At 38.0% G+C, this 26189-nt stretch carries 26 protein-coding genes; 17 read left to right on the forward strand and 9 right to left on the reverse strand.

Annotated elements, in window-relative coordinates:
• The first annotated feature begins 1 nt into the window (after position 1).
• From ccmD to I6F49_RS06340, 7 genes are read left to right on the forward strand one after another with little or no spacing between them, the layout of a single operon-like run.
• The gene (ccmD, locus tag I6F49_RS06310) at positions 2-205 is read left to right on the forward strand and encodes a heme exporter protein CcmD (RefSeq protein WP_149614289.1); all 204 of its coding nucleotides are present in this window, start codon (positions 2-4) and stop codon (positions 203-205) included.
• The gene (ccmE, locus tag I6F49_RS06315; RefSeq protein ID WP_166421009.1) at positions 202-681 is read left to right on the forward strand and encodes a cytochrome c maturation protein CcmE; all 480 of its coding nucleotides are present in this window, start codon (positions 202-204) and stop codon (positions 679-681) included. The genes ccmD and ccmE overlap by 4 nt, the downstream gene beginning before the upstream one ends.
• Before the next feature lie 2 nt (positions 682-683).
• Positions 684-2654, forward strand: a complete 1971-nt coding sequence (locus tag I6F49_RS06320) for a heme lyase CcmF/NrfE family subunit (RefSeq protein ID WP_197179265.1) — start codon at positions 684-686, stop codon at positions 2652-2654.
• Positions 2651-3220, forward strand: a complete 570-nt coding sequence (locus tag I6F49_RS06325; RefSeq protein ID WP_197179267.1) for a redoxin family protein — start codon at positions 2651-2653, stop codon at positions 3218-3220. The genes I6F49_RS06320 and I6F49_RS06325 overlap by 4 nt, the downstream gene beginning before the upstream one ends.
• Positions 3220-3681, forward strand: a complete 462-nt coding sequence (locus I6F49_RS06330; RefSeq protein WP_166421012.1) for a cytochrome c-type biogenesis protein — start codon at positions 3220-3222, stop codon at positions 3679-3681. Before I6F49_RS06325 ends, I6F49_RS06330 begins: the two co-directional genes overlap by 1 nt.
• Positions 3682-4938 (forward strand): c-type cytochrome biogenesis protein CcmI, encoded by a 1257-nt coding sequence (gene ccmI / locus I6F49_RS06335; RefSeq protein WP_197179278.1) that lies wholly within the window; start codon positions 3682-3684, stop codon positions 4936-4938. It abuts the gene before it with no gap.
• 9 nt (positions 4939-4947) lie between these two features.
• Positions 4948-5679 carry an MlaA family lipoprotein gene (locus I6F49_RS06340; protein WP_007585858.1) on the forward strand — a complete coding sequence of 244 codons (732 nt, stop codon included), beginning with the start codon at positions 4948-4950 and terminating at the stop codon, positions 5677-5679.
• A 262-nt stretch (positions 5680-5941) separates the two neighbouring features.
• Here I6F49_RS06340 and I6F49_RS06345 read toward each other — a convergent pair whose 3' ends face one another.
• A complete protein-coding gene (locus I6F49_RS06345) occupies positions 5942-7168 on the reverse strand; it encodes an EAL and HDOD domain-containing protein (protein ID WP_007584100.1) in 1227 nt (408 codons plus the stop codon).
• Positions 7169-7500: 332 nt separating this feature from the next.
• Between I6F49_RS06345 and putP the strand changes: the two genes are divergently transcribed.
• Positions 7501-8979, forward strand: a complete 1479-nt coding sequence (gene putP / locus I6F49_RS06350) for a sodium/proline symporter PutP (RefSeq protein WP_165728709.1) — start codon at positions 7501-7503, stop codon at positions 8977-8979.
• A gap of 274 nt (positions 8980-9253) precedes the next feature.
• On the opposite strand, the gene I6F49_RS06355 is transcribed toward putP, so the two are convergent.
• Positions 9254-9571, reverse strand: coding sequence for a YebG family protein (locus I6F49_RS06355; protein ID WP_165742291.1), 318 nt, complete (start codon positions 9569-9571; stop codon positions 9254-9256).
• Between the two features lie 312 nt (positions 9572-9883).
• On the opposite strand from I6F49_RS06355, the gene I6F49_RS06360 reads away from it, so the two are divergent.
• Entirely contained in the window at positions 9884-10180 is a 297-nt protein-coding gene (locus tag I6F49_RS06360) for a ComEA family DNA-binding protein (RefSeq protein ID WP_165728711.1), read from the forward strand.
• A 24-nt stretch (positions 10181-10204) separates the two neighbouring features.
• Here I6F49_RS06360 and I6F49_RS06365 read toward each other — a convergent pair whose 3' ends face one another.
• Together I6F49_RS06365 and dsbB are read right to left on the reverse strand one after the other, a co-directional pair.
• Complete coding sequence (locus tag I6F49_RS06365) at positions 10205-10507, reverse strand: DUF6170 family protein (protein ID WP_165728712.1); 303 nt, start codon at positions 10505-10507, stop codon at positions 10205-10207.
• Between the two features lies 1 nt (position 10508).
• Positions 10509-11027 (reverse strand): disulfide bond formation protein DsbB, encoded by a 519-nt coding sequence (gene dsbB / locus I6F49_RS06370; protein ID WP_165728713.1) that lies wholly within the window; start codon positions 11025-11027, stop codon positions 10509-10511.
• Positions 11028-11569: 542 nt separating this feature from the next.
• Here dsbB and fadR point away from each other — a divergent pair.
• Both fadR and I6F49_RS06380 read left to right on the forward strand, forming a co-directional pair.
• Positions 11570-12283 carry a fatty acid metabolism transcriptional regulator FadR gene (fadR, locus tag I6F49_RS06375; protein ID WP_004335692.1) on the forward strand — a complete coding sequence of 238 codons (714 nt, stop codon included), beginning with the start codon at positions 11570-11572 and terminating at the stop codon, positions 12281-12283.
• 363 nt (positions 12284-12646) lie between these two features.
• Positions 12647-13252 (forward strand): peroxiredoxin, encoded by a 606-nt coding sequence (locus I6F49_RS06380; protein WP_166421016.1) that lies wholly within the window; start codon positions 12647-12649, stop codon positions 13250-13252.
• 59 nt (positions 13253-13311) lie between these two features.
• On the opposite strand, the gene I6F49_RS06385 is transcribed toward I6F49_RS06380, so the two are convergent.
• Both I6F49_RS06385 and smpB read right to left on the reverse strand, forming a co-directional pair.
• The gene (locus I6F49_RS06385; protein WP_197179279.1) at positions 13312-15903 is read right to left on the reverse strand and encodes a TonB-dependent receptor; all 2592 of its coding nucleotides are present in this window, start codon (positions 15901-15903) and stop codon (positions 13312-13314) included.
• Positions 15904-16689: 786 nt separating this feature from the next.
• Positions 16690-17169: an SsrA-binding protein SmpB gene (smpB, locus tag I6F49_RS06390; protein WP_007584119.1), complete on the reverse strand. Its 480-nt coding sequence runs from the start codon at positions 17167-17169 to the stop codon at positions 16690-16692.
• Between the two features lie 147 nt (positions 17170-17316).
• Here smpB and I6F49_RS06395 point away from each other — a divergent pair, with 147 nt between their 5' ends.
• The gene (locus I6F49_RS06395; protein WP_166421252.1) at positions 17317-17757 is read left to right on the forward strand and encodes a type II toxin-antitoxin system RatA family toxin; all 441 of its coding nucleotides are present in this window, start codon (positions 17317-17319) and stop codon (positions 17755-17757) included.
• A complete protein-coding gene (locus I6F49_RS06400; RefSeq protein WP_010553881.1) occupies positions 17754-18077 on the forward strand; it encodes an RnfH family protein in 324 nt (107 codons plus the stop codon). Before I6F49_RS06395 ends, I6F49_RS06400 begins: the two co-directional genes overlap by 4 nt.
• 227 nt (positions 18078-18304) lie before the next feature.
• On the opposite strand, the gene I6F49_RS06405 is transcribed toward I6F49_RS06400, so the two are convergent.
• Positions 18305-18664 carry an outer membrane protein assembly factor BamE gene (locus tag I6F49_RS06405; protein ID WP_010553880.1) on the reverse strand — a complete coding sequence of 120 codons (360 nt, stop codon included), beginning with the start codon at positions 18662-18664 and terminating at the stop codon, positions 18305-18307.
• A 107-nt stretch (positions 18665-18771) separates the two neighbouring features.
• Between I6F49_RS06405 and I6F49_RS06410 the strand changes: the two genes are divergently transcribed.
• Complete coding sequence (locus I6F49_RS06410) at positions 18772-19101, forward strand: GIY-YIG nuclease family protein (protein ID WP_166421251.1); 330 nt, start codon at positions 18772-18774, stop codon at positions 19099-19101.
• Positions 19102-19189: 88 nt separating this feature from the next.
• On the opposite strand, the gene I6F49_RS06415 is transcribed toward I6F49_RS06410, so the two are convergent.
• Both I6F49_RS06415 and ilvC read right to left on the reverse strand, forming a co-directional pair.
• On the reverse strand, positions 19190-21109 hold the full coding sequence (locus I6F49_RS06415) for a methyl-accepting chemotaxis protein (RefSeq protein WP_166421250.1): 1920 nt from the start codon (positions 21107-21109) through the stop codon (positions 19190-19192).
• 192 nt (positions 21110-21301) lie between these two features.
• Positions 21302-22774 (reverse strand): ketol-acid reductoisomerase, encoded by a 1473-nt coding sequence (ilvC, locus tag I6F49_RS06420; RefSeq protein WP_024589917.1) that lies wholly within the window; start codon positions 22772-22774, stop codon positions 21302-21304.
• A 138-nt stretch (positions 22775-22912) separates the two neighbouring features.
• On the opposite strand from ilvC, the gene ilvY reads away from it, so the two are divergent.
• From ilvY to I6F49_RS06435, 3 genes are all read left to right on the forward strand, one after another.
• Entirely contained in the window at positions 22913-23818 is a 906-nt protein-coding gene (gene ilvY / locus I6F49_RS06425) for an HTH-type transcriptional activator IlvY (protein WP_166421248.1), read from the forward strand.
• Positions 23819-23934: 116 nt separating this feature from the next.
• Positions 23935-24981: a GGDEF domain-containing protein gene (locus I6F49_RS06430; RefSeq protein ID WP_197179281.1), complete on the forward strand. Its 1047-nt coding sequence runs from the start codon at positions 23935-23937 to the stop codon at positions 24979-24981.
• Between the two features lie 395 nt (positions 24982-25376).
• Positions 25377-26189 carry a MipA/OmpV family protein gene (locus I6F49_RS06435; RefSeq protein ID WP_197179324.1) on the forward strand — a complete coding sequence of 271 codons (813 nt, stop codon included), beginning with the start codon at positions 25377-25379 and terminating at the stop codon, positions 26187-26189.

A 26189-nucleotide genomic window follows, 5' to 3' on the forward strand; every position in this document is an offset into this window, starting at 1 on the left:
TATGCAGTTTGACTCTTTTTCTGATTTTATTGCAATGGGAGGCTACGGGTTTTATGTATGGCTTTCTTTTGGTACATGCGCACTTATTTTACTCGGTATTTTAGTGAACTCTTTAAGAGATACTAAACGTATTATGGCTTCAGTAGAGCAACAAATAATACGTGAAGCGCGAATTAAAAAAGCTAAACAGGAACAAGTATCATGAATCCTAGACGTAAAAAGCGCCTATTGGTAATTATTGCCGTACTGTTTGGTATTGGTGGATCAATTGGTTTAGTGCTTTATGCACTCCAAGAAAACATAAATCTTTTTTATACGCCAAGCGAGCTTATCGATGGCAAAGGCCCTAATAAAGAAAAACCATTCATTGGGCAAAAGCTACGTATTGGTGGCATGGTTGTACCTGGCACGGTTGAACGTAATGAAGAGAGTTTGCAAGTAAGCTTTAAGCTAATTGATACAGGTCCATTAGTGACCGTACGCTATCAAGGTATATTGCCTGATTTATTTCGTGAGGGGCAAGGCATTGTAGCGCAGGGCGTATTAATCGAACCTAATGTAATAGAAGCGTTTGAAGTGCTTGCAAAGCATGACGAAGAATACATGCCAGCAGAAGTTGCTGAGGCAGTTAAAGGTATTAAGCACGAAAAACCAAAATATAACTTAGATAGTGGTAATTAGCTATGATCCCAGAAATTGGTTATTTTTCATTAACGCTTGCCATGGTGCTAAGCGTTTTACTGTGTATTTTTCCTCTTTGGGGCGCGCATACCGGTAATCTTCGATTAATGCGTGCAGCTCCCTCTTTAGCAATTGGGCAATTCGCTTTTGTTTTAATCTCTTTTGCAGCACTTATTTTCGCCAGTGTAACGGATGATTTTACCGTATCTTACGTGGCATATCATTCAAGTAGTACACTGCCTTGGTATTATAAAATCACCTCTACATGGGGCGGCCATGAAGGTGCTATTTTACTGTGGCTAGTAATGCAAGCTGGTTGGACTGCCGTTGTCGCTGCGCGTTCTAAATCATTACCTTGGGTGCTACGTGCTCGCGTATTGGGCGTACTTGGTTTTTTAGGTGTAGGTTTTATGATGTACACCTTACTACTTTCAAGCCCGTTTGAGCGCCTACTTCCTTATTTCCCGGTAGAAGGGCGTGATTTAAATCCGTTACTTCAAGATCCGGGCATGATTATTCACCCGCCATTACTTTACATGGGTTATGTAGGGCTATCGGTTGCTTTTTCTTTTGCTATTGCTGCGCTATTAACTGGCAAGCTTGATAACACATGGGCTAAATGGTCTCGCCCGTGGACAATGACTGCGTGGGGCTTTTTAACACTAGGTATTACAATTGGTAGCTGGTGGGCATACTCAGAACTTGGCTGGGGTGGCTGGTGGTTTTGGGATCCAGTCGAAAACGCATCATTAATGCCATGGCTTGTTACAACCGCATTACTGCACTCGTTAAGCGTAACCGAAAAACGCGGTGTATTTAAATCATGGACCGTATTACTTGCTATCGCAGCATTTTCATTAAGCTTGTTAGGCACCTTTATTGTGCGTTCAGGTATTATTGTATCGGTGCATGCTTTTGCTACAGACCCTGATCGTGGTTTATTTATACTCGCCTTTTTAGGCATAGTTGTAGGTGGTGGCTTAGCGTTATATGCACTGCGTGTATCGCAAGTACACAGCGAAGGCCGATACAAACTTGTATCACGCGAAGTGGCATTATGGCTCAATAATATATTTTTAGTGGTTGCTACATTAATTGTATTGCTGGGTACGTTATTACCTATGGTTCATAAAGAAATGGGCTTGGGCAGTATTTCTATTGGTGAACCGTTTTTTAATAAGATGTTTGCAATAATTTTAGTCCCGTTTGCTATTTTGATGGGAATAGGACCATTTTTACGCTGGAAGCAAAATAAATGGGCCTTTTTACAAAACAAAATATTAATGGGCGTATTAGCCAGTGTAGTGATTACCTGTGCTTGGTTGTTCTCAAGTTACGATTTAGTAAAACCACTTACGCTACTAGCCACCACGCTGGCAGTTTGGGTTGCGATATCAACAGTGATTGATATTTACACTAAAGCGGCTGTGCACGGTACCTTAAAAGAAGGCTTAAAACGTTTAGGTGTAAGCTACTGGGCAATGGTACTTGGACATATTGGTATTTCGTTTGTTATTGCAGGTGTAACACTTACATCTGCTTATTCAGTAGAGCGTGACGTATCGATGAAGCAAGGCGATACCGTTCAACTTAACGAATATGAATACCGTTTTGATGGTGTTAAAACGATTCGCGGACCAAACTACAGCGGCCATGCGGGTGTTGTATCTGTGCTTAAAAATAATGAGCTCGTAACACGCTTACACGCCGAAAAACGTAAGTACGACATTGGTATGCAGTTTATGACTGAAGCGGCAATAGACGCCGGTTTTACACGTGATTTATACTTAGCATTAGGTGAGCAGTTAAGCCAAGGTGCGTGGTCACTTAGAATTTATCATAAACCGTTTGTTCGTTGGATGTGGATTGGTGGTGTGCTTATTTCGCTTGCTGGATTTATGATTTTATTTGATAAACGCTATCGTACATCAGCTAAAACAGCGCGTAAGGCTGCATCGGAGAGTGTTTTATGAACCGTAAAATTTTAGCTATTGCGCCGCTTTTAGTGTTTGCTTTCGTATGTGTATTTTTATACCAAGGACTGTTTGCTAATCCTCGTGAAATTCAAACGGGACGATTAGGCCAAGAAATGCCATCATTTAATCTACCCGATTTAATGCAAGACAATAAGCCGTGGACTAACGAGTCGTTAAAAGGTGAGGTTTACTTACTAAATGTATGGGGCACTTGGTGCCCAACATGTTTAGTTGAGCTTGGCTACTTAACTAAGTTACGTGAGCAAGGCATTAAAATTATTGGGCTTTATTACGTACAAGGCTACGATGCTGACTTTGATGGCCCTTTTAATATGCAATCACTTCGCACAGAAGTGAGCGATATGCTGCAACGTGCTGGCGACCCATACCAATTTAACATTCTAGATTTACACCGTACTTTGTCATTGGACTTAGGTGTGTCGGGTGCCCCTGAAACATTTTTAGTCGATAAAAACGGCACTATTTTGTTGCATCACACGGGTGATATAAACCCGCGAGTATGGCGCGCTAAATTTGCGCCAATAATGCAGGAGCTTAAATAATGAAGTGGTTATTACTTACTCTTAGCCTTTTTGCAAGCATGGGTGCGTTTGCAGAGCAAGATCGCTATCAATTTGATAGTAATAAACAAGCAATATTGTTTGAAGAGCTGACTAAAGAGCTACGTTGCCCTAAATGTCAAAATCAAAACATTGCAGATTCAGATGCTGTTGTTGCCAAAGACCTGCGCGATAAAGTACTCGTGTTAGTTAAAGAAGGTAAGAGCAAAGACGAAGTGATTGATTACATGATCGACCGCTTTGGCTATTTTGTTCATTACGATCCACCGGTTACACCAGCGACTTTAGTACTGTGGGTATTACCTGTATTAATTGTCATAGTCGGCTTTGGTTTTATTGTTATTCGTCAGCGAAAAGCATCAGTAAAACAAACGTGGAGCAGCGACGACGAAATGCTGTTAGCTAAGCTAATTGAACAAAATAAACGTCAGGAGCAAAGTTAAATGATTTTAATGTGGGCGTGTTTTGTTTTACTCACACTGATTGCTCTTGGGTTTGTGATGTTACCTTTTTTAAAAAAAGAGCGTGTACAAACAATTACTCATAATGCCAATGCTGAGCTAATTAGCATATATGAGCAGCGTTTAGTTGATTTGCAAACTGATTTAGATAATCAACGTATTGATAGCGTAAATCATGCAGAATCAATCGTTGAATTAAAACGCCGTTTATTGAACGAGCTATCACCAGAAAAATCACTAAACAGCAAAGGTAATAATCGTATTTTTGCTTTAACGGGTGGCGCGTTTGTTCTGGCACTCACCGGTGTTTTTTATGGTCTAACGGGTAGCCAGCAACAAATATCAGCTTGGCATGATGCAATGGATAATTTAGCTGATTACGGCGAGCGCGCTGTAATGCAAACAGGCGAACCACTTAGCCAAAATGAGCTGCAGGCTTTTGCATTGGCGCTTCGTACTAAGCTTAGCCGCTCTGGCGATGACGAAGTTGCTTGGATGCTACTTGGTCGAGTTGCTATGTCACTGAACGAGTTTGATATGGCGCAGCAGTCATTTGATAAAGCATTGCGTATGAACCCTGATAATATGCAGGTACTTATTAGTTACAGCCAGGTTTTATTACTTGAAGGCAGTGAAGCTAATATGACCCGTGCGGCAGGTATGCTTTCAAAAGTACTAAAAGTTGAGCCTACAAATTTAGATGCTATTTCGTTACTCGCGCTGATAGCGTATGAGCGTAAAGATTGGCCGCAAGCCAAAGCCGCTTTTGAGGTTTTATTAGCGAGTATGGAAAAAAATGATTCTCGCTATAGCATGATCTCTGAGCGTATTAGTGATATAGAACAGAAAATGCAAAGTGAAGGCTCTGTTATACCTGCTACTATCAGTAACAGTAGCAGGATTGCTGTTACCGTAGATATTGCAAAAGAGCTTATTGATAAACAACCAAAAGACGGTATTTTGTTTATATTTGCAAAAGCAGCAACGGGTTCGCCAATGCCGCTAGCTGCTGTTAAACTCGCTAAATATTCATTTCCAATTACAGTAGAGTTGAGTGATAGTAGTGCGATGGTTACAGGGCTTAACTTATCTAGTGCAGAAAATATTATTATTTCGGCGCGTATTTCTATAGATGACTCGGTTATGCCAAGTTCTGGTGAGCTAGAAGGTCATTCAGAGTCGTTAAAGCGTGAAAGTGTAAGTGACTACCAACTTCAAATTGATACATTAATACCTTAAGGACGTTAGATGTTAAAACACAGTTTTACTTTTTTATGTTTATTGATACTAGCCGGGTGTGCTCAAGTACCACAAAGCAAAGTAGATGACAGAGATCCGCTGCAAAGTATTAATCGTCCGTTATACGACTTTAATATGGATGTACTGGATGCTTATTTATTGCGCCCAGTTGCTGTAGGTTATGTTGAAGTAACGCCTGTACCGGTAAGAAACGGTATTGTTAATTTTACAGGTAATATTACAGCACCTGTCGATATGATTAATGCGGGTTTGCAAGGTAAACCGGGTAATGCAAGTGTGAGCTTAGCGCGTTTTTTAGTTAACTCTACGGTTGGTATTTTTGGTATTTTTGATGTAGCCAGTTCACTTGGTCTTGAAATTGTAGATGAAGACTTTGGACAAACGTTAGGTGTATGGGGCGTGGGTGATGGTGCTTATTTAATGCTACCTGGCATGGGTCCTACAACAGCACGTAACCTGACCGGTGATGTAGTCGACAACTTTGTATTACCTGAAGTTGCGCTAACGACTCCACAAACTATTCTAGTGTTTGTTTTAAAAGCAGTTGAGGCGCGTGCATCATTAATCCCACAAGAAGGGCTATTAAATGATTCACTTGATCCGTACTTATTTGTAAAAGATATTTACTTCCAGCGTCAGATTTATGAGCTGTACGATGGCAACCCACCAATAAAAGAAGAGCCAGCTGATTTTGATGAAGACTTTTTAGAAAGTTTATAATTGAAAAGCCACTCATAAAAACGCCAGCTAAATGCTGGCGTTTTTATTTGCTGTTTATATATTTAACCTGAACTCTGGATAATAAATCTATCTCGAGCAGTTATTTTCAGCGCTAACTACGTTGAATTTACTTGCAATAGGCTAACTATTGACGCGTAAGTTCGCCTTGTTTTCACTGAAAATCTCTGGCTAGAGAAAAATAAATTTAAATATCATTATGATTTAATATATTAGTAAATATCTTAACCAGAGTTCAGGTAGTTTATTTTTCGTTCACTACTAACTGCATTTGTTCATTAACCCAAGCTAGCGCTTCATGATAAGCATCGGGAACTTTTTCACCTAGATTTAGCTCTTTCGTTAGCTCGTTTGCAGCTGACCAGTTTGCTTGTTCGTAGTATTTAACTAAGTTTAAATATTTTGCTAGCAAGCCTTCATCGTTTAATAGCGCTGCTTTTATATCATTAGAAAGTGGAAGCTTTTTCATTACGCTTTCCATACTCTCATCTAAAATAGCATCCATTAGCGACATCATACCGGTTAAAAATGCCATGCCGGTATCTTTAAACTGCCCATGGGATATAGCGAGCAATTCAGCAAATCGAGCGCGCGTAAGCGATAGCCTAATTAGCTCTACAGGTTTGTCTGCTGATACTTGTGCTGCAAACAGTAGTGACAATAGCTTTTTAATTTCATTGGCGCCAAGCACTATAAGAGCTTGCTTAATGGTACTTATTTCTGCGCGTCTTGCAAATGCGGCAGAATTTGAATACCTAAGTAATTTATAAGATAGGTTTACATCACGTTCAAACACATCAGTGATTTTCTTAAGATCCATATCAACACTTGATGTTTCGTAAAGTAATTCAGCTAATGCCATTTCTGAAGGTGGTAGAGCCTTACTTTGTACCATTTCAGGTTTTGAGAAGAAAAATCCTTGGAAATAATCAAACCCAAGCTCTAAAGCTTGTTGGTAAATTTCATAGGTTTCTACTTTTTCGGCAAGTAACTTAATATGTGAGTGCGGTTTTAAATCGTTTAGAACCGTTTTTATTGTATCTATATCGGATGCTAAAAAGTCTATTTTAATAATATCAATAAATGGGTAAAAATGACGCCATACAGGTTGATGAATATAGTCATCAAGAGCAATAGTGTAACCTTTATCTTTTAAATCTTTAACGATAGCTAATAAACGCTTACCAGGCTGGATAGTTTCAAGTATTTCTACAACTATAGTGTCTTTACCTAGTAGTGTAGGGTAACCCTTTGATAGTGTTTCTAGGGTGAAGTTTATATAGGCAGGTTTATTGTCAGTTAAATCTTCTAAACCAAAATTAAACTGGCTACCCTCTATAAGTCGTGTTGTTGCTTCGTCACCATCTATATCGGGAAATACGTTATCAACGCCATCACGAAATAAAAGCTCATAACCGATAAGTTTTTTATCTCTATCTAAAATCGGTTGACGTGCAGCGTAAAAATACATAAACAGTTCCGTAAGAGTGATGTAATTGGGTATTGTAATAATATATGGCAAAAGATTCAAAATAGCATTACGTATATTTGCATGATTAATAAATTATCATTATAAATTAAGGTGTTTCTTCTATTTAATTCATTATATTTTACCAATTCGCTTTAAAATCATTCAACATGAGTATTTTTGTATCAGCTGGAAGCAACAAGTTGGAGATTTTATTGTTAGGCATGATATAGTCAGCGAGAATGGTTTTTATCCTAATAGTGTCTTTATTATAATATTTTAAGAGTCAATATTCGGATCAAGAGCCTGTTATTAATAATTATGCGGAGGCTAATTTGGAAACAGGAATGATTATTTCACTAGCATTATATTTTGTTGTAATGTTAGGTATCGGACTATATGCATATAAGCAATCTACTGGCGATGTATCAGGTTACATGTTAGGTGGACGAAATCTATCACCAAGTGTTGCTGCACTATCTGCAGGTGCATCTGACATGAGTGGCTGGATTTTAATGGGCCTACCTGGTGCGATGTTTGTGACTGGTTTTAGTAGTACATGGATAGCAATCGGTTTGGTGATTGGTGCTTGGTTAAACTATCTGTTAGTAGCACCAAGATTGCGTGTGTACACTGAAAAAGCAAATGACTCTATAACAATCCCAGATTACTTCTCAAATCGCTTCAATGATAAGTCAAACTTATTACGAGTTGTATCAGCTGTTGTGATTATCGTCTTCTTTACTCTTTACACGTCATCTGGTGTTGTAGCCGGCGGAAAATTGTTTGAAAGCTCATTTGGTCTAAGTTATGAAGTAGGTTTATACATTACAACGGGTGTTGTAGTTTTATATACTTTGTTTGGTGGTTTTTTAGCGGTTAGCTTAACTGACTTTGTGCAAGGTTGTATTATGTTCATCGCACTGATTCTAGTGCCTACCGTAGCATACTCTTTACTAGAACAACCTCTAGAGTCAACTCTGCATAGCGTAAACCCAGATATGCTTAACTGGATTGGAGCAGGCTCTGCATTGGGTATTATTTCTGCAATGGCATGGGGTTTAGGTTATTTTGGTCAACCACATATCATCGTTCGTTTTATGTCGGTACGTAGTGTTAAGGATATGCCTAAAGCTCGCCGTATTGGTATGACATGGATGATTGTTGCTGCCCTTGGTGCTGTTGGTACTGGTATATTTGGTGCTGCTTATACTTATGAAAATAATATTGTAGTTGAAGATCCTGAAACGATTTTCCTAATTCTTTCTGAGTTATTGTTCCACCCACTTATTGCTGGCTTTTTACTAGCTGCAATTTTGGCTGCTATCATGAGTACTATCTCATCGCAATTGCTAGTAAGCTCAAGTTCATTGACTGAAGATTTATATAAAACATTTTTACGTAAAGATGCTAGCGACTTTGAATTAGTTACTGTTGGTCGAATTAGCGTTGCCGTAGTGGCTATGTTTGCTATTTACTTAGCTTACGACAGAGATAGCTCTATTTTAGACCTAGTAAGTAATGCATGGGCAGGCTTTGGTGCTGCTTTCGGTCCATTGGTGCTGTTCAGCCTTTACTGGAAACGTATGAATTTTGCCGGTGCGTTATCGGGTATGTTAGTAGGTGCGTTTACAGTGCTTGTTTGGGTTTATGGTCCGTTTACTATTAATGGTGAAAGCTTAAGTAGCTTTATGTACGAAATAGTACCTGGCTTTATTTTATCTAGTATCGCAATTGTTGTTGTTAGCTTAGCTACAAAAGAGCCAGAGCAAAACATTACCGCTTTATTTGATGAAGTAGAAAAAGAGCTTTAAATAGCAATTACTACTCATTTTTGAATGAGTAGTAATTAATACCAATCCGCAATAATACTTAATCATTTTGCGGGGCTAATGTGTCGCTACTGGCGTTAAAAAATTATCATTTAGAACAACTAAATATCGAATTTTTTGCCTAGCTATCAACACGTTTTTTTACCCTCAAAATAGATCACTTAATTAAGTGAATTGGTATAATAAAAAAGGGAGCAACTTAGTTGCTCCCTTTTTTATTTAGTTTGTCCCGTCCGAGGAAAGGGCAATCTACGAATTAACTTGCTTTTTTATCGTTGCTATCTTCAATTGATGCAACATTATCTGACTTTTTACTTTTTGTTGGCGCTTTGGCAACAACGGGATCTTTGCCGCCCTTTAATATAGTCATAAAGTCATCTTTGCTTTTCGCTATTTCTAAAGCAAGTGATTCAATTTGTTGCTCACTAAGCGGTACGTCTACCTTTTCTAGCATTAGCTCAAGTGATTCTGCTATATCGAGCATCTTGTCATAAGCATCAGCTTCTTTTTTGGTAGTAAACGTCATACGCTCGACTCCGTTTCGTTCTACAACATATTTAACAACAACAGCCATGATTTCTCCTGCAAAATTGCTTGGCACCGTGGTTTGTAAAAACCATTAGATTACTGTTTTTATGTACAGTAATGGTTTGTAAGTAAATTTGCAAGCGTGAAGTATTAATTTTTAGGTGTCTTAAATTTGACAAAAAACGGTAACTTTACTTTAGTTAAGCAATCACTTGTTGTACCAGCTGCATTTTCAGGATTTCGGATCATAGTGATAATGCGCTTAGGTACACTTTAAGTGATGAACTTTACAGTTCCTTATTTATTGATTTCCTGAGCAATACTCAAAATTAAGAAAAGAAGAATAAGGGCAAGTTTAATGAAAACGTTAAAAAATTTACTCATCATAAGCTTATTATGCTTACTACCTGCAACTACCGTATATGCACAACTATCGGAAGTAACCAAGCAAATGCCTCAAGTTGAGACAATTAGTATAAATAATGCTGATGCAGATATGCTTGCTAAGCTACCGGGTATAGGTAAGAAAAAAGCGCAGGCAATTGTGGATTATCGTGAAGAAAACGGTGAATTTAAAAGCGTCAGTGATTTATCGCAAGTTAAAGGAATTGGTAAAAAACTATTAGCTAAATTAGAGGGGAAAATTTCACTTTAAAGCTATTAAGTAATAATCAGGGCGCTATGCGCCCTGATTAAATTGTTTTAATGCATCGCTTAAGTGCTTTTTAGCAAAGTTAATTTCAATAGGTGTTGTTAATAGCGGATAGCAAAGCCCACCAAGTATCAAAAACGGGATTAATATCCAACCTTTAAATACCGTGAATATTAAAAATAGTGGACTTAGTAATATTAATTTAATAATACGTAGTAACACTTTATCAGTTGGCGATAACATACTTAACGAAAGTGCTATTACGTCCTGGCGCTTGCGCACTTTTAAGTGTTTAAGATCATCTAATTGGCTTGAAAAAAAGGTAAACATATTAAATCGATTTTTTTGTTATTAAGCGGCTAATCACTAAAGCAAACAAAGTGATTGAGAATAGCGCAAATATAATTTCCATCCAAGCAGGCATGCTCAAACCAATAAACTGCCAATCTATATTTCCACAATCCCCGGTCGCCTGAAAAAAGCTAGGTATCCATTCGTGTAACGGCATAAACGATGGGAAGTTTGGTTCAAACTCACAGCTAAATGCAAAAGGGTCTGTGGTGGTTTGCATATCAATATGCTCGCGAGCTATAAGGTATCCCCAAACACTCGATACACCCCAAATTACATACGCTAATATACGAACTGCTTTGCTCTGTGGTTTAGTCGAACCTACAATGCCTGCACCTAATAAACCCAGTACAGCGGTACGTTGATATATGCACATTATGCAAGGCGCCAATCCCATTTGGTATTGAAAGAAAAGGGCGGTCACTTCAAGTAAAAAAACGATAGCTGTAAATAAAAGCCACGGGGTACGTTGGGTGGGTAATTGCGCAAGCCAGTTCATAAAAATTCCGCGTTTAAATAAGATGTTAGATTATGACCTAGGATAATGTATGCGGCAACAAAAAGGAAAAAAAAGCTACCGAAGTCGCTTTTTATAAGATGAAATTATTGATCACTCAATCCAGCCTCAGTAGAGGCTACATGATGCTCTATTATTTTCCCATCGATACATAAGCTCAGTTATATCGCTTACTTATACCATATTGGAGCTGGCTAAATAATTCTTTAAAGTTGCAGTTAGAACGCTATGTTGCATAGGTGTTCCTTTTTAATGTACTTATGTGTTTTAAGTTGATTCAGCTAGGTATGGTGTAAATAAAAAATACCAATAATTACAATGTACCTACAATGAATATTGCTCTGTAAATTTATACATTGTAGCTATATTAGAGAAACCTAAATTTTATTATTTATTAATCTTTAATTTCTACTCATTTGCTTATTAATATACCTGACTTTACTTGTTAGTTATGCTTCGTCTGGTACAATCAGTCAGTTATTCGTGTAAAACGATGAGTGTTGATTAATTCGAGTGGGAACTGGATGAGAATTTTTAAAGCGAAAAGCCCAGCAGGATTTGCTGAAGAATATATAGTTGAATCTATTTGGAACGGCGATTTCCCTCCAGGTTCAATTCTACCTGCCGAGCGAGAACTTTCAGAGTTAATTGGTGTAACAAGAACGACCTTGAGAGAAGTATTACAGCGTTTAGCACGTGATGGCTGGTTAACAATTCAGCATGGTAAACCAACGAAAGTAAATAACTTTTGGGAAACGTCTGGCTTAAATATTCTTGAAACACTAGCGCGCTTAGATGAAGACAAGATGCCAGAGCTGACAGATCAGCTTTTATCTGCACGTACTAATATTAGTGCTATTTATACACGTGCTGCAATTAAGTTGAATCCTGAACGTGTAATTGAAATTTTATCACAAAGTCATGAGCTAGAAGACACTGCGCAGGCATTTGCTGACTACGATTATAAAGTTCATCACGAATTAGCCGTTGCGGGTAATAACCGTATTTATGTATTAATACTCAACGGTTTTAGAGGTTTTTATTCAAAGATTGGTTGTCATTACTTCTCTGATGCTGGAACTCGTGAACTTGCTCGTCAGTTTTATAAAGATTTAACAATCTTGGCAGAAAATAAAGAGCACGATGGTGCTATTTCGATGATGCGTAAATACGGTCATCAGACAGGTGAGATTTGGCAAAAAATCCGAGGCGATATGCCCTCAGATATAATGGATTAAATCTAAACGAGAAACCTGCATTTGCAGGTTTTTTTGTACCTGTAAAAATTAATACCATATTATATGAATTTTTAAACAATTTAATGTATTAACCCTTCTTCAGTAACGTCAAAGCCCTATCTAATTACAACGTAATTTACACATCAAAATAGACTTATTATTCAAGCAGATTAATGCAAGTTGCAAGTGTTCGTTATTTTCGATTGCTCACATCGTTAAATGCGATTGTTCTTTTGCAGTGAATAACTTTAGAATGCCAATTAATTATATGTGTTCGCTATTGGTTTTTAATTTTTAGCGCCCATATAAGTACCAGCATTGCGAAAGCAATTGAAAACAAACTCAAAATATTTGGAGAATAAAATGGGTGTATTAGTAGGCCGCCAGGCACCAGACTTTACCGCTGCAGCAGTTCTTGGTAATGGTGAAATTGTAGATAGCTATAACCTTCATGAAACAATTAAAGGTAAAAAAGCAGTTATCTTCTTTTACCCGCTAGATTTCACGTTTGTATGTCCTTCTGAACTTATTGCATTTGATAAGCGTTTTGAAGAGTTTCAAAAGCGTGGCGTAGAAGTAATTGGTGTTTCTATCGATTCACAATTCTCACATAACGCATGGCGTAACACGGCTGTTGCAGACGGCGGTATTGGTAAAGTTCAATACGCACTAGTTGCAGACGTTAAACACGAAATTTGTAAAGCGTATGACGTTGAGCATCCAGAAGCGGGTGTTGCATTTCGTGGTTCATTCTTAATCGACGAAGAAGGTAACGTACGTCACCAAGTAGTGAATGACTTACCATTAGGTCGTAACATCGACGAAATGCTTCGCATGGTTGACGCACTAGCGTTCCACACTGAGCACGGTGAAGTATGTCCTGCTGGTTGGACTGAAGGTAAAAAAGGTATGGACGCAAGCCCTGAAGGCGTTGCTAAGTTCTTATCTGAAAACGAAGGCGATCTATAATTTAGCCCTTAGTTTTAAATAAAAAAACCGCCAATTGGCGGTTTTTTTGTGTCTTTTATTTAGAAAGAAAAGCTTACTTTAGTGTACAAGTAGCGGCCACGAGGATTATGCACAGCTGATGCATAACCGTATAAATCGCCATCGCCATCGCCAATTGCAAATGGTGGCTCTTCATCAAATAAGTTATTAACACCTAAAGATATTTTAGCTGACTCAGTAATACGGTACGACGTTTGTAAATCAACAAGCGTTTGCGAGTCAATCATACGTGAAGTATTGCTATCAAAGTCTAAATTGCCATCAAAGTCGATATCAGGCGTATCTTCAAATTCACCTACATAACTGATATTTACATTGGTGTTAAACTCACCAATTTCCCAGTTGGTTGAGAAAATAAAGCGATGCTCTGGGTAGCCATATTCACCCGTGTAATCACGACCATCTTTTTCAAACTTATCTTGATATGCCCACTCTAAATTAAATTTAAGTAAACCTAAGTCATCAAGAGAGTGGTTATAGTTTGCTGAAACATCAACACCAGATACTTCCTGCGATGATAAATTTTTGAATGTGCTGTATATTTTTTGTATTGTGCCTAAGCTTGCACCGCCTGTAGGGGCTAAACGAACACATACGGTACTATTTTGGTTACCACATTCTGCAGCATAAATAGGACCAAATTCTTCTTCATCGATTTTGTTATCTTGAGTAATACTCCATACATCAACACTTAAACCAAACTCAGCTGTAGGTGCCCAGATAACGCCCACGTTCCATGATTCTGACTCTTCTGCTTGTAAATCAGGGTTACCAGAGAACTCAATGTTGTAATCAAGTGCTTGGCAATCTAATCCTGTTTGTTCACAGCGCTGCGTATCAACAAAAAATTGGCTTTTTTGTGATGGACCTAAGCCTATTTGCGCTAACGAAGGCGCTCTAAAGCCTTGCGCCCAAGAACCACGAACAGTTATTTCGTCAGTTGGTGCCCAGCGCAGAGCTACTTTTGGATTTGTTGTTGTACCAAAGTCACTGTAATCATCGTAACGACCGGCTAGTTGTAACTCAAGATTTTCAGCTAGCGGAATCGAAAATTCAACATAAGCAGCGTACTGTTCACGATCAGCAGAAGCCGATACTGATTCAGTACCAAATATTAAACCACGTTGAAATTGGTCATCCGGAATATCATTTACATCTTCTTCACGGTACTCAATACCGGCAGCCATCATTACAGCTTCGCCACCAAAACTAAACGCTTCACCTGTAATGTTAGCGTCAAAAGAGGTCATATGAGACTCACCGCGACGCACTAAGCTGGTTGTGATTCGATCAATTACAGCTGGGTCGTTGTAGGTGCCGCCAAATGGATTATAGTTCCCCGCATCAATTTCTTGTTGTAAGAAATCAGTACGCACCCAACCTTGTGTTCTATCACCCGTTTGTAGTGATTTACTACGTCCTTTTTGTACTGCAGTTTCCCAGCTCCAATCGTTTATTTCGCCTTTTAAGCCAGCAACTAAACGTAAAGTATCAGATTCAATATCCCATTGGCGAGCGCCAGCATCTACTGTACGGTAACGACCAATTTGAATGTCTTCACCAAAAGGGTTGTTTGGGTGACTAGCAGGGACTGTTAAACCAGCATCTTCATCAAGGGGAGTCGGTGCACCAGAAGCTACAGAGCTATTATGTTGAACAGACATCTCTAAAAAGCCAGTAATACCGTTATCAAAGCGGTATTCAAACTGTGAAATAGCGCCTACACGCTCAGAGGCTGGGGCAATATAACCATATGGGCCGTAATCAAATAAACAGCTACCACTTGAAGTTGCATTTTCAGCAGGACAGGCAGGGTCGATTGTTTTAACGCCATCCACATAAAAGTAGCCTGGGAAACCACGAGATGAACGGAAATCTTCACCACCATAAGGTGCTTGGTTTGCAGTGCCAAGGCTGCCCATTTCATCAGAAGAAAGAGATGTGTTTTTAAAGTAATCGATAATAACAGATGCACTACTTTTTTCGCTTGTAGTACCCCAAACTAGGCTTGCTGTTGTTTCTTCATAATTTGGACCATCTGTACCGCCATAGCCTAAATTAATTTCAACACCATCAATATCTTTCTTTAAGATAACGTTAACTACACCCGCTACTGCATCTGAGCCATAGATAGCTGAAGCGCCATCTTTTAGTATGTCGATACGCTCAATAGCAGAAACAGGAATACTGTTAATATCTACAAATGAATTGGTAATACCTTCAGCAAAGGCACTAATTGATACACGGCGACCATTAATTAGTACAAGTGTTGCATCGGCTCCTAAGCCACGTAAGCTTACTGCAGCTGAACCGTTAGCGGTTGAATCTTGGTTGTTACCACGAGTAGAGAAAGTACCGCTGCCAGCAACAGGCATTCTTTCAAGAAGTTGTTGTAGGTTATCGTAACCCATGTTTTCGATTTCAGCTCTACCGATTGATTGTACCGGAGAAGGCCCTTCAATATCAGTTCGCTTAATACGAGAACCAGTAACCTGAATTCGCTCTACTTTTTTAGCTTCTTCTGCTGCGTAGGCTGTCGTTGTAAAACCTGCTGATAATGCGAGTGTTGCGCCCACAATAATGTATGGTGTAAATGCAGTTGATTGCTTCATCCTTAAGTCCTTGTTGATATATTGTAAAATTATTTGCTTAACAAGCGCGGGTATTAATATCATGTAACTTAAGTGTTAGCAATTAGCTTAATTTTTGATTTAAGTATTAGTTTTAATGCTTTTTTGTGGGTTTTATGACCTTATTTGTACTTTGTTTTCTAGGTAAAACTAAGCGTGAATAGGGCATAGGGTTAATAATTGTTATATAGCTAGATGAAGCCATGTGTGGAATAGCTAATGATTAAAATAATTTGTAATAATATATTTCTATAAATTAAAAATTTATGTCTGTTTTTCTGCTTTTAATTTACTCAATTATGTAATACCAATTCGCAATAATACTTAATCAATTTGAGGAGTTAAAGTTGATGCTAAAGGCATTGAAATTTTCTGATTTACGACTGCATAGATACAGGAGGTGGGGTAATGCAGGAGCAATTGCTGAGAATGGCTAAGTAATACCAACCTGCATAAATCTTTGATCAATTTAACGAATTAAATTGCACTATAACGTCGTTAAAAATTTTTTATTTAGAACAACTAGATACAAAAATTTTTGCCTAGTTCTAGCGTAATTTTCTTAACGTTAAATAGACCCCATATATAAGCAGATTGGTATAACAAGTTTTGTCTTGTTATCGACACCATTTTCTTATNAACAAGTTTTGTCTTGTTATCGACACCATTTTCTTATCTCATAATAGATTACTTAATTAAGCGAATTGGTATTATTTGAGCTTTTATATAGGTGAAATTAAAAACGCCTAATAAATTAGGCGTTTTTAATTATGCTTTATGCTTCATTAAGCGTTCTTTTTCACGCGACCAGTCTTTATCTTTACCGTCTTCGCGTTTGTCGTGTAATTTCTTACCTTTTGCTAAATGAAACTCAAGTTTTACCCAGCAGTTTTTCCAGTACATCGCTGTGGCTATTAAAGAATAGCCATCGCGCTCTGTAGCACCGAATAAACGGTCAAGTTCGCGTCTGCTTAATAGCAATTTACGATAACGTAGCGGATCGCAAATTACATGGGTCGATGCACTAATAAGTGGCTGAATTTGACTGCCAAGTAAAAATGCTTCGCCATTTTTAAGATGAATATAAGTTTCTGTGATATTTACTTTACCAGCTCGGATACTTTTAACTTCCCAGCCTTGTAGTTCAACACCCGCTTCAAACTTATCGTGTAAAAAATACTCATGTCGCGCTTTTTTGTTTAGCGCGATGGTATTACTTGTCGATTTTGATGAATTTTTCTTAGCCATAGTGCCCTATAATATACGTAATGTGAGATGTTTTACATCGATTTTTTTAATAATGCTTTTAAAAGTTAAGCTTTAATTTAAGCAGTATGAAAATTTGGGGAAACGCGCAAAGCTTGCTAAAATTCGCCCACACAGTTGGGAGTGAGTATGCCACAAATAGAAAAAAGTGCGCTGGTTATGTACAGCACTAAAGAGATGTTTGATCTAGTTAATGATGTAGAAGCTTATTCACAGTTTTTACCAAATTGCTCAGACTCAAAAATTGTTTCACAGCACAATAATAACATGACCGCGAGTTTAGAAATATCTAAGGCGGGTATAAAAAAGTGGTTTACCACCGAAAACACCTTTGTTGATGAACAAACCGTGTTACTGCGCCTTGTTGATGGTCCATTTAAGATGTTAAAAGGGCGCTGGCACTTTCAAGCGCTTGATACTAAAGCGTGTAAAGTACAGTTAGAGTTAGAGTTTGAATTTTCGAGTAAATTAGTAGAGCTCGCTTTTGGTAAGATTTTTAATGATGTAGCCAAAAATATGGTGAGTGCATTTACTCAGCGTGCAAAGCAGGTTTATGGAGCGCGGGTATGATTAATGTTGAGGTAGTATTTGCATTACCGACCACGGCCACGTGTTTATCAATTGAAGTGCCACAAGGGACTACAGTAGAGCAAGCTGTTATTCAGTCTGGCATTATTGAAAAATGCCCTGAAATAGATGCTACATCGCTAACGTTAGGTGTCTGGAATCGAACTGTAAAAGCTAACTATGAGCTAAAAGATGGTGACCGTATAGAAATATACCGCCCATTAATTGCAGACCCTAAAGATGCGCGCAGAAAGCGTGCTGAAAAAGCAAAAGATGAAGGTCGGGCAAATAAAATAACAGGTGGACGTCCAATAGAGCGGTAATTATTTATACCAATCTGTTTATATATGGGGTCTATTTAACGTTAAGAAAATTACGCTAGAACTAGGCAAATTTTTTTGTATCTAGTTGTTCTAAATAAAAAATTTTTAACAACGTTATAGTGCAATTTAATTCGTTAAATTGATCAAAGATTTATGCAGGTTGGTATTACTTATAAATACTAAAAAGGTGAGCATTGCTCACCTTTTTATTGGCATTAAGTAGCGTATTATTGCTCTAAAGGCGTATTAAAGTTTTCAGGTTGGTCATAATCACCTGAGATTGAAACTAACTTTTCATTTTCAAAGTTAATTACTAACTCTTTATTTTGTTCGTTTTTACGGCCTTTATTGAAGCTGTAAATATAACGCCAAGTGTTATTATCAAAGGCATCCTCGGCAATAGGTCTACCTAATACATAAATAACTTGCTCTCGAGTCATATTTACACGAAGTTTTTCAACATCAGATTGCTCTAAAAAGTTGCCTTGTGGGATGTTAATTCGGTATACCCAGCTAGAGCAACCAGCTGCTGAACTAAGTGTTAAAGCAACGATAAGCCAAAGAGAAAAAGTTTTTAACGACTGCATTGTTAGTTGTGATCCTTATTTTTTATAATCTGCATGATACCGATTAGTCACTGAAGGTAAAACCCTTTTAAGCAATTGTTTTGTGTTAAGGGCGTTAAGGTAATGATTTGACCACTAATAATGAAAAAAGTTTACAACACATCGAAACGAATATTTTAAAAACTGAGTCCATTTGGTTTTTATATATAGTTGAAACGCGATTAGGTCATTGGTACACCGGGATCACGACTAATGTTGAAAAACGTTTTGCAACTCATCAAGCCGGGAAAGGGGCTAAAAACCTTAAAGGTAAAGGACCGCTTTTACTTATCCATCAACAACAAGTGGGCAATAAAAGTGAAGCGAGTAAGCTTGAATATCAATTAAAAAAGCTCACTAGAGCCAAAAAGGAAGCGTACGTTTTAGCGTTTAATAGCGGCGATAGTGAAAACGCTTAGCTTGTTCAAATTAAGAATATTAGCTATGAGCAAAAACTATCTTCGAAGATAGTTTTTGCTCATAGCAGGCGTGTAATGTTATAGCTACTTAGCGGTGTTTTTCAAAGGTAGCTACAAGTGCATCAAGTGTTTGTGCGCTGTTTGCTAAGTCTCGAATAGCTTGCTCTGTATTGATTTGTTCGCTCATTGCTTTATCGCTAATTTCGCTAATCTGCTCAATATTACGACTTACATCGGCAACCACATTACTTTGCTGCTCAGTTGCAGTCGCTATGAGCGTAGCCATATCATTTATCTCATTGGCTGTTTCGGTTATCGTATCGAGTAATTCTACTGAGTTTTGCATAGCACCAACGCTTTGCTGTGCTTTATCTTTCGATTGACCAATATCGTTAACTACATCGTCAGATATTCTTGTAAGCTCTTCAATCATAGATTGGATTTCGGTAGTTGATTGCGATGTGCGGTTTGCCAGTGCACGTACTTCATCAGCAACAACAGCAAAGCCTCGTCCATGTTCCCCTGCGCGAGCAGATTCAATAGCCGCATTTAAAGCAAGTAGATTAGTTTGATCCGATATACCTCTAATTGAGTCAACAATACTTGCAATATCAACTGTCTTTTTAGAAAGCAAAGTTACTTGCTCTGTAATGCCATCAATATCGCTGGCAAGGGCTGAGATAGTTGCTTGGCTTTGTAATACCTGCTTGTGGCTCTGAATTGTATTTTCGCGGCTGCTATCGGTTAACTTAGCTGTATTTGCAGCACTTTGCGCTATTTCTTGCACTGTCGCGCCCATTTCATTTATGGCGGCTGCGACAGAGATTGTTTGCTCTTTTTGGTGATCTATTGCTTGAGAATTTCGTTTGGCTTGTTCAAATACATGATCAGAGCTTTGACGTATATCGTGGCTTTCGCTTGCAACCTGAGTAATGGCTACTTCTATTTTATTAATAAACTGATTAAAGCCATTACTTAGGTTGTTAAGCTCTGGTTGGCTTGACTCTGGTAAGCGATACGCTAAGTTTGCATCGCCAGAGCCTAATCGTGAAAATAGCTCAGCCATTTTAGAAAGTGGAGATGAAAGTGAGCGTGCAAGTAAGTAACTAATCAAGCTAGCAACTAATGCTGTAATTATCGTAAAGGTAAAAATTTGCCATTGTAAGGTATTTACACTTGCGAAGACTTCACTTTTTGGCACTTGAGCTACAACATATAAATCGGTATTTTTAATTGGCGTAGCAGCGATAAGAGTAGGTTCGCCATTTAAGCTGATTTCTTCTAGCGCAAAGCCATTACTATTAAATAGTTGGCTGTGGATATTTGTAGTATATAAATCATCAATATTTGCTTTAGCTACTTTACTTGCATCTTTATGAAGCTGAATCAATCCACTTTTATCTGCAATGAATACAAAGCCTGTTTGCTCAATTTTAAATTGCTGTAATAGCTTTTGCATATCAGTGATGCTTTTTGCAAGACCTGCTAAACCAGTACCATTAGCCTGCTGATGATTTATAAACATTTTTACATCATTGGCTGATTCTTGATAAATACTTATAGAGTAAGGTTGTTTTGATTGCTTAAAAGCAAAAAACCAGCCATCGGCTGCATCGTTTTTTAACACACGCAAAAAACCATGCTGATTCCAATACTGTGCAGTGTCTCTATTTGCCCAAGATGCTGTGGCTAAATCGTATTGCTGGGCAACGCGATTTAATTCTTTTAATAGTAAGGTATCATCTTGGTTGTTTGATTGAGCCCATTGTAAAATAAATTCATTCGATGATAGTTGCTGAGCAGCACCGAGTAACTCGTTGATTTCACCGCCTATGTGATTGCTGATTGTTTGCAGTTTACTAGGTAGCTCTGACTCAATCATACGTTGCTCAATTATATCTTCTGAGCTGTATAAAGAGGTCAAGCCAATAAGCGCGGCTACACATATAGCAATAGCACTGCCTAAAGCTGTGATTTTTTGAGTAATAGAAAGGTTTTGTATCGTCATGATATTAATTAATTTTACAACTGAGTAGAGGACTATATTAGCACATTATTTATTTTGATCTAAATATTGCCTATAAAGAGATGGATAGAAGATAGCGTTGGATGGTTAAAGTTTTATGAATGAGTATAAAAAAGCCCACATGTAAAACATATGGGCTTGGTTTCTAACAAGCGAAACATTTATTGTTTAGGGTTAAACAATCTTTTTCATTGCTGACATGTAGCCACGTAATTTAGCACCTACTTTTTCAACTGGGTGTTCGCGCAGTGCAGCGTTAATTTGAATTAATGTTTGGTTATCAACTTGGTTACTGTGCTCGCCAAGGCCTTTACCAATAATGTCTGTATCAACGTTTTTCATAAAATCAGCAAGTAATGGTAAACATGCATGGTTATATAAGTAACAGCCGTATTCTGCAGTATCAGAAATAGTACGGTTCATTTCGAAAAGCTTTTTACGCGCAATAGTATTAGCGATTAATGGCGTTTCGTGTAATGACTCGTAGTAAGCTGATTCTTCGATAATGCCGGCTGCTGTCATAGTTTCAAATGCAAGTTCAACACCTGCTTTAACCATTGCTACCATTAAAATACCGTTATCAAAAAATTCTTGTTCTGAGATTTCTACATCGCCAGCAGGGGTTTTTTCAAAGTTGGTTTCTGCTGTTTCTGCGCGCCATTTAAGTAAGTTGACGTCATCATTATTCCAGTCTTCCATCATGGTGCGTGAGAAGGTGCCGTCGATAATGTCATCCTGATGCTTATTATAAAGCGGGCGCATAATTAATTTAAGTTCTTCACTTAGTTCAAACGCTTTTACTTTTGCAGGGTTTGAAAGGCGGTCAAGCATGTTAGTAACACCACCGTACTTAAGTGCTTCGGTAATTACTTCCCAGCCGTATTGAATTAGTTTTGATGCATAACCAGCATCAACGCCTTTTTCTACCATTTTATCAAAACATAAAATAGAGCCTGTTTGTAACATGCCACATAAAATGGTTTGCTCGCCCATTAAATCAGACTTAACTTCAGCAATAAATGATGATTTAAGTACACCTGCGCGATGTCCGCCTGTTCCAGCTGCATAGGCTTTTGCTTGTGCTAAACCAAGACCTTGAGGATCATTTTCTGGGTGAACCGCGATCAGAGTTGGCACACCAAAACCGCGTTTGTATTCTTCACGTACTTCAGAACCAGGACACTTAGGCGCAACCATGATTACAGTAATGTCTTCACGTACTTGCATGCCTTCTTCAACAATATTAAAGCCATGAGAATAAGCAAGAGTAGAGTCTTTTTTCATAAGTGGCATAATTGCACTTACTACAGCGGTATGTTGCTTATCTGGTGTTAGGTTTAATACTACGTCAGCTGTAGGAATTAATTCTTCGTATGTGCCTACTGTAAAACCATTTTCAGATGCATTTAAAAATGATTGGCGACGCTCAGAAATAGCTGATGCGCGTAATGTATAAGAAACATCTAAACCAGAATCACGTAAATTTAAGCCTTGGTTTAAACCTTGTGCGCCACAACCTACAATAACCAGCTTTTTACCTTTAAGAGCATCAACGCCATCAGCAAATTCGCCTGCGTCCATAAATTCACATTGCGCTAATTGCGCTAATTGTTCGCGTAAAGGTAAGGTATTGAAATAATTCGCCATTGTTAGTGTCCTATAGAGTCATGTTTGTTAGATGCGCAATGTTTATTGCGCTTACAAACACCATATGTAAAATCGTTGCTTGCGTAAAATGATATATTTGAATTAAAGTGTTTCATAATATGAAATGCAGGATTAGGTATGGATCATAAACATTTAAACTACTTTTTAGCGTTGGCTAAAACACTTCACTTTGGGCGTGCAAGTGAGCTTTGCCATATAAGTGCACCAACTTTAAGCCGCAATATAAAGCATTTAGAGGAGGAAGTAGGTGTCGCATTATTTATACGCGATAACCGCAGTGTTAAATTAACGCGAGAAGGTGAGTCGTTTATTGATTACGCGACAGCGACGCTTGCTAATTGGCAGCGCTTTAAAGCGAATGTAAAAGATCCACAGCAACATATTTACGGAAAAGTAAGTATTTATTGCTCGGTTACTGCATCCTATAGTTTTTTACATCAAATATTAGAGCAACTTCGTGCGCAGCATCAGTATATAGAAATAACATTAAATACAGGAGATCCTGCACTTGCTATAAACCGCGTGCTAGATGGACACGAATTAATGGCTATTGCAGCTAAGCCAAGTAAATTACCAGCGCAAATTGCTTTTGTTGATATTGGTCACTCTCCGCTTTTATTAATTGGCCCAAAAATTCAATGCCCGATCACACAAAAGCTAACACAAAATGGTGATGATATTAATTGGTCTGATTTGGAATTTATTGTGCCAGAGCAAGGCTTTTCTCGCCAAAGATTAGAACACTGGTGGCGTAAAAATAATATTCACGGAAAGATTTACGCCCAAGTTGCTGGGCACGAAGCAATGGTCTCTATGGTGAGCTTAGGATTAGGTGTCGCAATGGTCCCTAAAATAGTGCTAGATAACAGCCCACTGCAAGATAAAGTACAAATACTAACACCAAAAATGCAAGCGCCTGATGGGTTTGATATTGGTTTGGCAGTATTAAGGAAAGAGTTAAATGACCCTGCAATCAGTGCGTTGTGGAATATTGCGCAAACTTTAGAGGCAAAAGCGATTTAATATGCACAGAGAATAAGCAAGTTAGTTAAATAGTATGAATATAGGTTGCGTATAAGTTTACTATTACTTAACATTGAGCGCTAATAATAAAAACAATGACGCTTGAGAGTTTATTTATGAACCACGCAGTATCACTTGCTCATTCTGCCCAATGCCTAAAAAAGGCGATTCCTTTGATGGTAAAGTACCGTATGCCGGTAACCCCCATCAACTATGCAATTTGGTACTGTTACATTCAAGGAAGCAACCCTTCACTAAATACTGAATTAGATCATGTTATTGCTGAGCAACAAACATGCTCACAAGACAAAGCAAAAGAGATTTTTGACAAATATTTAACGCAAGACGATCTCGCTTTTTTTCAAGAAATAACTGAAAAATTTCACACAACTATGGAACAAGTTCAGCAGGATATAAGTACAACGCTTGATCACTCTAAAAGTTTTACAACAAGCTTAGTCGACTCACAAAACGAGTTAAATATGCTTGTTGATGTAAGCTCTTACAATGAAATACTGGGATGCGTTGAACGTTTGACTGACGATTCTATTGCAATGCAAGATTATGCTCGAGAATTTCAAACTAAGTTAGCCGTTGCTTACAATGAGATAAAAGACTTAAAAGAAGCACTGAATATTTCAAAAGAAGCTGCCGATACCGACACACTTACTGGTTTTTATAACCGAGGTAAGTTTGATCTAGATATTGTAAATTTTTGTTTTGAATACTCAGAGCAAGCGCAAGAAGACTCTCTTGCTGTTCTTATTATGTTTGATATTGATCACTTTAAGCGCTTTAACGATGACTTTGGTCATCAAAAGGGTGATGAAGTACTTAGATTAGTTGCTAAAAAAGTGAGAGAAAATACAACTGAAGCTGCAAATGTATATAGATATGGCGGCGAAGAGTTTTGCATAACAGCCTATTTTGACACTATCAACGATATAATAGCGTTTGCAGATTGTATTCGTTTAGCAATAGCAAAATTGGCGATTCGTAAAAAGCATGATGTAACTGCAAAACGTGCTATTTCAGCAAGTTTTGGTTTAGCAATTTTACGCCCGTTTACTAATAGCTCGGTTTTAGTTGAACGTGCAGATAGAGCATTATACATTGCCAAAACACATGGACGAAACCGTATAGAAATAGCACCTGATATTTAACAAGTATCAGATGCTTAATTGCTCTGCATTAAAGCCGCCTAATTTAGAGTAACAATATCAACATCGTTAACCTAGTTGGCTGTAAAGGTAATAAAGTAGGTTTGTAACGTGTTAGCACCTTGTAGCCTCTATTTAGATAATGGCCTTTCGTCGTTGTGTCTCATTTTAAAAGTATCTTAAAGTACAGTTTCAGAAAGATAAATAACCCGCGGAAACATAAAGATTAACATTTTTGTATACAAATTGTGAATAATTGTAACTAGCTAGAGCTAGTTTAAAAAGACCTTGCTAGTATGGGGAACTCACTTATTTTATTACTTTGATGTACGTTGATGCGCTATTCTCTCTCATTATTAACTGCTCTATGTTTTAGCACTTTGTTTGCTTGCTTTTCGCTGCATGCAACGCAAGCTAGTGAACATACTGACGATTATACAGAGCAAGATATAGCAACCGATCGCCTACATTTGAGTTTAAGTGTAGGGGCTGGAGTTATAACTAACCCTTTGCACGGTGGAGATAATATTCCGCTAGTACTTATTCCTCAAGTTGCGTTTTATGCAGAGCAATGGTTTTTTGATAACGGCCGTCTTGGCTATTCATTTATACAATCCCCAAAACATCACCTTAACCTAGTTAGTGAACTTAACTCTGAGTCTCGCTTCTTTATAGATTGGCATCCTAAAAATGTATTTACACTACAAAGTAGTGCACTCAACAATCAGTTTATTATGCAAGATGAAGCCTCGTCCTCTCGCTATGTTGGTATTGATGATTTACATAAACGCCACATTGCACTCGATGCGGGTATTGCTTATCACTATGTAAATGAAGGCCATATTTTTTCGGTTCAGGCTCTGCATGACGTAACCGATGTTTATCGAGGTACCCGCGCAGCATTGCAGTGGCAGTATCATACTGTGCTTGGAAAGCTCAAAATAAAGCCAACACTTGGAATAAACTATAAATCTGCGGAACTAAATAGCTATTTTTATGGACTTAAAGAGGGCGAAACTCAATTTGGTAAAATAGACGTTGGTAGTAGTTGGCAACCTTATGCTAAAATCGATGCCCGTTGGCCACTGAGTAAGGCTGACTCTCTTCGTTTTCATGTAGCATATTATGACTATTCGGCTATGGATGGCAGTCCGCTCTTTGAACGTACTTATTCAATGACTGCTTTTATAGGATTCGACCGTACTTTTTAA

This window comes from Pseudoalteromonas sp. SWN166 (genome assembly GCF_015864485.1).
Lineage (GTDB): Bacteria > Pseudomonadota > Gammaproteobacteria > Enterobacterales > Alteromonadaceae > Pseudoalteromonas.